Source organism: Mycoplasmopsis lipofaciens ATCC 35015 (genome assembly GCF_000686585.1).
Taxonomy (GTDB): Bacteria; Bacillota_I; Bacilli_A; order Mycoplasmatales; family Metamycoplasmataceae; genus Mycoplasmopsis; species Mycoplasmopsis lipofaciens.
This window is the reverse complement of sequence record NZ_JMKY01000007.1, coordinates 26,294-35,560: the sequence shown is the minus strand read 5'-3', so window position 1 is coordinate 35,560 and position 9,267 is coordinate 26,294. Positions and strand designations below refer to the sequence as shown.

Annotated in this window: 5 protein-coding genes and 2 rRNA genes; 1 reads left to right on the top strand and 6 read right to left on the bottom strand. The window is 32.9% G+C overall.

Translation table 4 applies throughout. From position 1 onward, the window contains the following. From T388_RS0102840 to T388_RS0102810, 6 genes are all read right to left on the bottom strand, one after another. Nucleotides 1-591: ribosomal RNA gene (locus T388_RS0102840) — 23S ribosomal RNA — on the bottom strand; the annotation flags it as partial. A gap of 304 nt (nucleotides 592-895) precedes the next feature. Then, nucleotides 896-2,408, bottom strand: a 16S ribosomal RNA gene (locus T388_RS0102835). Nucleotides 2,409-2,747: 339 nt separating this feature from the next. Continuing rightward, nucleotides 2,748-4,400 carry an APC family permease gene (locus T388_RS0102825; RefSeq protein ID WP_036456939.1) on the bottom strand — a complete coding sequence of 551 codons (1,653 nt, stop codon included), beginning with the start codon at nucleotides 4,398-4,400 and terminating at the stop codon, nucleotides 2,748-2,750. Nucleotides 4,401-4,412: 12 nt separating this feature from the next. Further along, nucleotides 4,413-5,342, bottom strand: a complete 930-nt coding sequence (gene arcC, locus T388_RS0102820; RefSeq protein ID WP_027120792.1) for a carbamate kinase — start codon at nucleotides 5,340-5,342, stop codon at nucleotides 4,413-4,415. A gap of 2 nt (nucleotides 5,343-5,344) precedes the next feature. Continuing rightward, complete coding sequence (gene argF / locus T388_RS0102815; RefSeq protein ID WP_027120791.1) at nucleotides 5,345-6,388, bottom strand: ornithine carbamoyltransferase; 1,044 nt, start codon at nucleotides 6,386-6,388, stop codon at nucleotides 5,345-5,347. Nucleotides 6,389-6,471: 83 nt separating this feature from the next. Continuing rightward, complete coding sequence (locus T388_RS0102810; RefSeq protein WP_027120790.1) at nucleotides 6,472-7,677, bottom strand: arginine deiminase family protein; 1,206 nt, start codon at nucleotides 7,675-7,677, stop codon at nucleotides 6,472-6,474. 277 nt (nucleotides 7,678-7,954) lie between these two features. Between T388_RS0102810 and hisS the strand changes: the two genes are divergently transcribed. Beyond that, complete coding sequence (gene hisS / locus T388_RS0102805; protein WP_027120789.1) at nucleotides 7,955-9,256, top strand: histidine--tRNA ligase; 1,302 nt, start codon at nucleotides 7,955-7,957, stop codon at nucleotides 9,254-9,256. Nucleotides 9,257-9,267: the final 11 nt, after the last annotated feature.

Genomic DNA, 9,267 nt, shown 5'->3' with positions numbered 1-9,267 from the left:
CCCATAAACGGGCTCTGACTAATTGTAAGTAAGTGGTTTCAGAATCTATTTCACTCCCCTCTCGGGGTTCTTTTCACCTTTCCCTCACGGTACTAGTTCACTATCGGTGTCTGGTTAGTATTTAGCCTTACCGGGTGGTCCCGGCAGATTCAGACAGGGTTTCACGTGCCCCGCCCTACTCAGGATACGATCAAGAGATTTAACAATTTTGCATACGGGGATATCACCCTCTATGTCGCTTCTTCCCAAAAGCTTCTGCTATCATTAAATTTTGTAACTCTATGTAGATCGTCCTACAACCCCACTTAAAAGTGGTTTGGGCTCTTTCTCGTTCGCTCGCCGCTACTAAAGAAATCATTATTTATTTTCTGTTCCTCATGCTACTAAGATGTTTCAGTTCACATGGTGTCTCACTCTTAATCCTATGTATTCAGATTAAGGCAGCTAGGCATTACCCTAGCTAGGTTTCCCCATTCGGAAATCCCCGTTTCATAGCACATATCCGGCTCCACGAGGCTTATCGCAGGTAATCACGTCCTTCATCGACTTCCAGACCCAAGGCATCCACCACAAACTCTTCCTTATTTAAAAGTATTTTCCTATTGTTTTAGTTTTGTTGATGTGTATTTTAAGACATTTCAATGAATCATATGTGTTATATGATTACTCGATGAATCAAAACAAATTAACCAAAATTAATTTATTTGATGTCGTTGTAAATATTTTAAAATAATTTACTATTCAGTTTTCAAAGAACAATTTTGAGAGTTTTGTTCTCTCAAAACTAGATATAAAGCTTTTAGACCTAAAAAAGCACATGACAATTATTATATAAGTAGGTCTAGTAAATTAAGGTTAATGTCTTTTAAAATAAAAAGACTGTTGTACTCCGTAGAAAGGAGGTGATCCATCCCCACGTTCTCGTAGGGATACCTTGTTACGACTTAACCCCAGTCACCAGTCCTGCCTTAGGCAGTTTGTTAATAAACCGACTTCGGGCATTACCAGCTCCCATGGTTTGACGGGCGGTGTGTACAAGACCCGAGAACGTATTCACCGTAGCGTAGCTGATCTACGATTACTAGCGATTCCGACTTCATGTAGTCGAGTTGCAGACTACAATCCGAACTGAGAAAGGTTTTTTGAGGTTTGCTCCATGTCGCCATTTCGCTTCTCTTTGTACCTTCCATTGTAGCACGTGTGTTGCCCCACTTGTAAGAGGCATGATGATTTGACGTCGTCCCCACCTTCCTCCCAATTACTCGGGCAGTCTCCTTAGAGTGCTCAACTAAATGTTAGTAACTAAGGATAAGGGTTGCGCTCGTTGCAGGACTTAACCGAACATCTCACGACACGAGCTGACGACAACCATGCACCATCTGTCATTCCGTTAACCTCGACTATGTCTCCATAGCTTTGCGGAAGATGTCAAAAGTGGGTAAGGTTCTACGCGTATCTTCAAATTAAACCACATGCTCCACCGCTTGTGCGGATCCCCGTCAATTCCTTTAAGTTTTATTCTTGCGAACGTACTACTCAGGCGGATCATTTAATGCGTTAGCTGCGCCGATGAGTTCCCCATCAGCTAATGATCATCGTTTAGGGCGTGGACTACCAGGGTATCTAATCCTGTTTGCTCCCCACGCTTTCGTCTCTCAGTGTCAGTATATGTCCAGTAAGCTGCCTTCGCCAAATTGGTGTTCTTCCTTATATCTACGCATTTCACCGCTTCACAAGGAATTCCGCTTACCTCTACATAACTCTAGCTTGCCAGTATCCAACGCGGTTTGGGGTTGAGCCCCAAATTTTGACGCCAGACTTAACAAACAACCTACAGACGCTTTACGCCCAATAATTCCGGATAACGCTTGCAACCTATGTATTACCGCGGCTGCTGGCACATAGTTAGCCGTTGCTTTCTAATAAGGTACCGTCAGAACAATATCATTTCCTATACTGTTTTTTCTTCCCTTACCACAGCAGTTTACAATCCATAGGACCTTCATCCTGCACGCTGTGTCGCTCCATCAAGCTTTCGCTCATTGTGGAATATTCCCTACTGCTGCCTCCCGTAGGAGTCTGGGCCGTATCTCAGTCCCAGTGTGGCGGATCAGTCTCTCAACCCCGCTAAACATCATCGCCTTGGTGGGCCTTTACCTCACCAACTAGCTAATGTTGCGCACCCCGATCCTTTAGCGGTCCAAACGGACCTTTTGTATCATCTTCATGCGAAAATGATAGGTATTTGGTATTATCAAATGTTTCCACTTGCTATCCCAATCTAAAGGGTACGTTGAGTACGTGTTACTCACCCATTCGCCGCTAAGTTCCGAAGAACTTCGCTCGACATGCATGTATTAGGCACACAGCCAGCGTTCATCCTGAGCCAGGATCAAACTCTCGAAAAAATTGACTGTCATGTTTATATATATATCTAGTTTTCAAAGAACAATTTGCCTTTATGTTTATAAAGTGCTCTTCAAATATAACACATTTTTTAAATAGTGCAAAATATTTTTTTAATTTTTTTTGAAATATTTTTATATTTGTTTTTTTAAAACTTATTTTTGAATAAAAAATCATAATTTGTAACACAATATTTAACTAATTAACACATTCTATTCATAAAATACTTTTTTAAGAAAAAACGCTCACGTTAATAATATAAAGAAATATTGTATCTAAAAAATAAATAAGAAAAAACCAGAGAAAATCTCTGATTTTCGAAAATTAAATATTTTTTCTAATTATAATAAATGATTTTTTACATATTCTTCATATTTTTCAATTGAACCATATTTGTTTTTGTGAATTGCGTCTTCAATTTCTGTTGGTAAGAATGATAAACCTAAGAAAATGAATAATGTAACTATAAGCATTACACGACCAACAACTAAATCTTCAAATTGTGTAGAGCCCGCAACTGTTTTATCAAAACCAATTAATAAGAATGCATCAATAAATGGAACAATAACCATAACAAATAATGAAATATAAATTATGATAACTGCTAAAATAGCTGCAGGTTTGAAATAACTCTTCTTGTCTTCAATATGTATCTTATTAGTTTTTCTGTTTAATAAAGCACCGTGGATCGAAGCTCCTATAAACGCAAAGGTAAATAATGCTGTTCAGTTTGCCATTAAGTCAGCAAAAGCATATAGTCTTCCCATTGAAAGTCTTGCATCTTCACTATAAAAAACATAATCTGGATTTGTTGGAAGATATGCCACTGCACCAATTACTGTGAAAAGAATAACAATAGGAATTGTTAAAACTAAACTATAAATAACACCAACAACTGGTTTGTTATCATTTAATTTTCCTTTTAATTTTTCTCAAAATGGCAATTCTCCTTCTTTAAGAAGATCTTCTACATAACGAGGAGCTCACATTGAAAATCCATTGATAATTCCTAAAACACCAATAGCGATGCAAAGATTAAGAATTCCAAAAACAATATTTCCGGCTTTTTCTCCTCATCAACTCTTCATATAATCTCACATACCAAAGAATGAACCACCATTAATTGACATAGAGATAGCAATAACTACATAAATAATAGTTGTTATTCCTAATCCTAAGAATAATGCTAAAGGAGTTTTTTTAGGTTCTTTCATTTCTGATTGAATACCACTTGCAACGTAGAAACCATCATATGCAAAGAAGATTGCTGAAATTGCTAAGAATACACCTAAACCAGCTCCAATTCCTGAGAAACTTGCTATTCCTTTACCCATTTTGATAGCATTTTGAATATTACCTTGATCTTGCACTAAAGCATGAACATCTGATGTTCCACCTTTTCCTGCAAAAGCTAAAATAAATCCAATTAATGTAACTCCAACTAAAGGAATAAATTTAATAGCTAAAACTATTTTGTTTTGAACATCTCCTATTTTTGATCATAAAGCAGGTACTACTAAGAAATAAACTGACATTACTAAAGAAATAACAAGTCAAATTAACCAATCGACATTAGTACCCAAGGTTAATGTTCCGCCGTTGATTAATGCCCCAAGTCCATCTTGTAAAGACATAATCACATATAAAGGCATAAAGAAATAAGTTAATGGTAAATATACATAAACCATAAAGTTTTTAGACGCTTTAAAAATACGTCTACTTGTGAAGACTTTTGTTCATCCAATTAATGATAAGTTATCATTACGAACGCTAGCTACTTCAATAAGTGCTAAAGCCATAGCGATAACTGCACATGAAGCAATTAATCAACAAAATATAGCTAACACTAAACTAGAATGTGAATTTCCTAAAACACTACTTGATTTAAAGAATATTCCAGCTCCAATTGAACCACCCATAACAATAAGCATGGCAGCAAAGAATGAAATTTTCTTTTTAGTAGGTTGTTCACTAAGTATTTTTTGTTCTTCCATGAATCCTCCTAATTATTTTGTAATTCTTGTTCCGCTTATTCCTTTAACTGCATCAGCAACTTTTTCTAAAGATGCAATAATTGCAACATTTTCAGGATTTTCTTTTACGAAACTAATAGCAGCTTGTACTTTTGGTAACATGCTACCTGGGGCAAATTGCCCTTCTTCAATATATTGTTCCAATTCTTTAATTGAAACATTTTCAAGTTTCTTTTGATTTGGTTTACCATAATTTACATAAACATAATCAACTGCTGTAAGCACAATAAACATATTTGCTTCTACTTTTGAAGCCAATTTGCTTAATGCAAAGTCTTTATCGATAACACCATCAACACCTTTGTATTGATCGTTTTCAATAACGGTAGGAATTCCCCCACCTCCACCTACGATAACAACAGCATCGTTATCAAAAGTGTTTTTAATTGTTTTCATACCTAAAAAGTCAATAGGTAATGGTGAAGGAACAACTTTACGATATCCTCTACCAGCATCTTCAACGATAGTAGAATTTGGATTTGCTTTGTGTGCTTCTTCTTCTGATGCATAGAAAGGACCAACTGGTTTTGTTGGGTTTTTGAATGCCTTATCGTTAGCATCTACTATTGTTTGAGTTAAAAAGTATAAAGTATCTTTATCAATATTTTTTGCTTTTAATTCGTTTGAAATAGCAGTTAACATATGATAACCAATATAACCTTGACTCATTCCTCCAGCTTCAGCAAAAGGAATTAATGGAGTTTTTTCATTAACTTTTTTTGCATCAGCAAAAGCGTTGAAAATCATACCAACTTGTGGTCCATTACCATGTCCCACTAAAACTTTATGACCTTCCTTAACAAGTTCTGCAACTCTTTCTGCAGGAACTTTAACTAATTTTTTTTGTTCTTCAGGATTATTTCCTAGCGCATTTCCGCCTAAAGCAATAACAATTTTAGCCATTATTAATATCCGATTGTAGCTAACATAATAGCTTTAATTGTATGCATACGGTTTCCAGCTTGTTCAATAGATTTATTATGTTTTGATTGAAATACTTCATCAGTAACTTCCATAGCACCTGTTGCAACAACTGGGTATTTTTTACCAAATTTTTCTTTAATTTCGCTTGAAAATAATGTATGGTCATCGTGGAATGCTGGTAAGCAGTGTAAGAATATTACATCTTTTTTAGCTGCTTTAAGCATTGCCATATCTACTTGGAATTGTCCTAATTCTTTAATACGAGGTTCAAATAATGAAAAGTCTTCACCTAATGATACTCAAACATCTGTATAGATTGCATCTGCATCTTTAGCTGCTTTAATTTTGTCATCACTAAATTCAACTGATCCACCATTACGTTTGAATAATTCTTGACATTGGTCATATACTTCTTTATAACCTTCTCCATTTTTTACTAATTCATGTTGAGCTTTTGGTCCACATAATACAATGTTTACTCCAAAAAAGGCAGCACCAATTAATAATGAACGAGCAACATTGTTTTTGATATCTCCAGCAAAAACTAGTTTTTTACCTTTTAAATCACCAACATGTTCTTTCATTGTCATGTAATCTGCAAACATTTGTGTTGGGTGTTCAGCATCTGTTAAACCATTGTAAACTGGAACACCTGAGTATTTAACTAAAGCATCAACATCGCTTTGTTTAAATCCTCTAAATTCAATTCCATCATAAAATTGACCTAAAACCATTGCTGTATCTTCAATTGATTCTTTTTTACCAAAGTTTGATCCAGCTGGTCCTATATATGTACAACTTGCTCCTAAATCTGCTGAAGCCACTTCAAAAGCACAACGTGTTCTTGTTGAGTCTTTTTGGAACATAATTGCAATATTTTTTCCTACAAGAGGACGATTATTAGTGTGTAATCCTTGCATTTTTGATTTTTTCAATTCAATTGCTAAGTCTAGCAAATAATTAACTTGGTCTGTTGTAAAGTTTAAAGCACTGTCTAAACTGCGACCTTTTAAATTCATTGGCATATTTCTCCTTAAAAATTTATTTTATTATATGCAATCGTTTTTAACTAACGATTAAAGTTTATTGAGTTTAATTTTTAGAAGTTTTATTTAATATCTTCTCTAACAAGAGGCATTGACATACATCTTGCAGAACCCATTCCTAATGATAATTGGTTACCATCGAATGACAATACTGTAACACCAGCATCTTTAAGTGCTTGTTCAGTTAAACAGTTTCTTGAATAACCAACAACAACTCCTGGTCTAATTGTTAAGTAGTTTGTTCCATCAAAATGTGTTTCAATGTCAATATCTAATTGTGAAGCATCTTTACCTGCGATTGGTATTAAAACAGGTTTTTTACCAATGATACTTTCTAACATATCTGATAATGATTTTGTGCTTTCTACCATTTCAATTTCTTTACCTGGTGTTAAATCAATTTCTCATATTTTTAATACTGAAAGCATATTTGGTGAATATAAGAATTTGTCATGATCAACCATTGTTAATCATGTATCTAGGTGCATTAAATTTGGCATTGGTGGCACATTAATTGCAACAAGTTTTTTGAATTTAGCTTGTTCATTGCTTTGGATGTGTTTTGCAATTGTCATAACAGCATCTTTATTTGTTCTTTCACTAACACCTAATACAAGTGTATCTTTATTGTAGATAAATACATCACCACCTTCAATATTTCCTTTATCTAAACGATCAAATCAATGTGGTGTTGTTTTGTAATCAGGGTGAATGTTAAAGATAAATTCAGCAAAAATTGTTTCTCTTTTTCTTGTTACATATTTCATGTTATTTAATGAAATACCATTACCTGCTGAAGCAAATGGATCACGAGTAAAGTATAAATTTGGCATTGGATCTACTACTAGATCTCTATCCAATTCAATCTTCAATTCTTTCTTGTCGATACCAGCCATCATGGTTCTTACCATTTTTTTAACTGGGTTTAATGATAATAAGTATTTTTTAACTGTTTCTCTTAATTTAGCATCAAGAACAGGTTCAGCTTCATCTAATCATTTTTCAATGAAAGCATCTCTTTGTTCTGCAGTTGCTTTTTCTCAAGTTTCAGAAACAAGTTCATCTAATTGAATAACTTTAATATTGTTATCTTCTAGAATTTTAATAAATCTTTTATGTTCTGCAATAGCATCTTGAGGTTCCAAGATAGCTGAGAACAATAATTCATCAAGACGACTTGGGGCTACCCGCCTTATTTCGTCTCCTGGTGTGTGAACTAAAACTTCTTTTAGAACACCCACTTCGCTATAAACGTTAATTTTACTCACGAGTTTTCTCCTTTTTTTGTTAGAAATAATTATTTGACACCTTTGTAGTGTCGATTAAATTATATATTTTTTATTTTCTTTGTTAACGATTTTTGGTAAATATCTCCAATTTTTTAAAAAAATTGAAATTTTATTTCATTTAGTGATTTTTTAAAATTTTAAGTATATGAGAGGTTAAAAAAATGGTAAATGATTATAAAGATTAATAAAAAGATTACAATCTTTATTATAATTATTAAAATATTGAATAATTCCATTATGTATTTAAGGAGAGAAAATGATAACAAAACTAAAAGGAACGAGAGATTTAAATCCTAAAGATGCAGCAATAATAGAACTAATTAGAAGTGTTTTTATGCAACATACAAAATGATTTAATTTTAATTATATCGAAACTCCAATTATAGAAAATTCCCAATTATACAAAAGATCAGTTGCCGGTAGTGATATTGTTAAAAAAGAAATGTATGAATTTAAAGATAAAGGTGAAAGAGATGTTGCATTAAGACCAGAAGGAACTGCGGGTTTTGTCAGAGCTTTAATTGAAGAAAAATGATATGCAACATTAAAAACTCCTAAATTTGCTTATTTTGGGCCAATGTTTAGATATGAACAACCTCAAAAAGGACGTCAAAGACAATTTTATCAAGCTGGTGTTGAATATATTGGTGATGCGAATGAATATATCGATGCCGAACTCATTCAAATGGCGCAAAATATTCTAAAAGTCCTAGATGTAAGCACAATCTTAAAAATTAATTCTATTGGCGACAGTAAAAGTAGACAAAATTATCAAAAAATTTTAAAAGAATACTTTTTGAAGTATAAAGATCAACTAAGTGAATTAAGTCAAGAAAGATTAGAAAACAATGTCTTAAGAATTCTAGATGACAAAATTGAATCTAAAAAAGATTTTGTAAAAAAGGCACCTAAGATAAATCAATATTTAAGTGAAAAAAGTAAAAAATATTTTAACAATTTATTAAGAATATTAGATGAAATTGGCGTTAAGTACCAAATTGATTATTCTCTAGTTAGAGGTTTAGATTATTATGATGAAGTTGTTTATGAATTTGTTAGTCAATCTAAAAATGCAGGTAGTCAAGCAACAGTCATTGGCGGGGGCAGATATAGTAATTTAATAAATGAATTGGGTGGACCTAAAGTTTCATCTAGTGGATGAGGTTTTGGAATAGATAGAACTGCTGAAATAATTAGTGAAGAAAATATTGAAATTAATAATAATGATATTGAAAAAATAGATATTTTTATTAGTTCAACAAACAAAAATAATAAAACTAAATTATTTGGATTAGCTAATGAATTAAGATCATATGGAATAAAAATAGAATTTAATAAAGAAGTCCAAAAAACAAAAAAAATATTTGATAAAGCAAAAAAACATGGTTCAAATTTTGTCATTTTTGATGATGAAATGATTGGCAAAAATATGTTTGTTGCCAAACATATTAATTCAAATGATAAAATTAACTTCACTTTAACAGAAGATGGTTTTTATGATTTATTGGATTTTCTTAGTAGTAATGGAATTGAACAATTATTAGATATTGATGAATAATACTATTAACG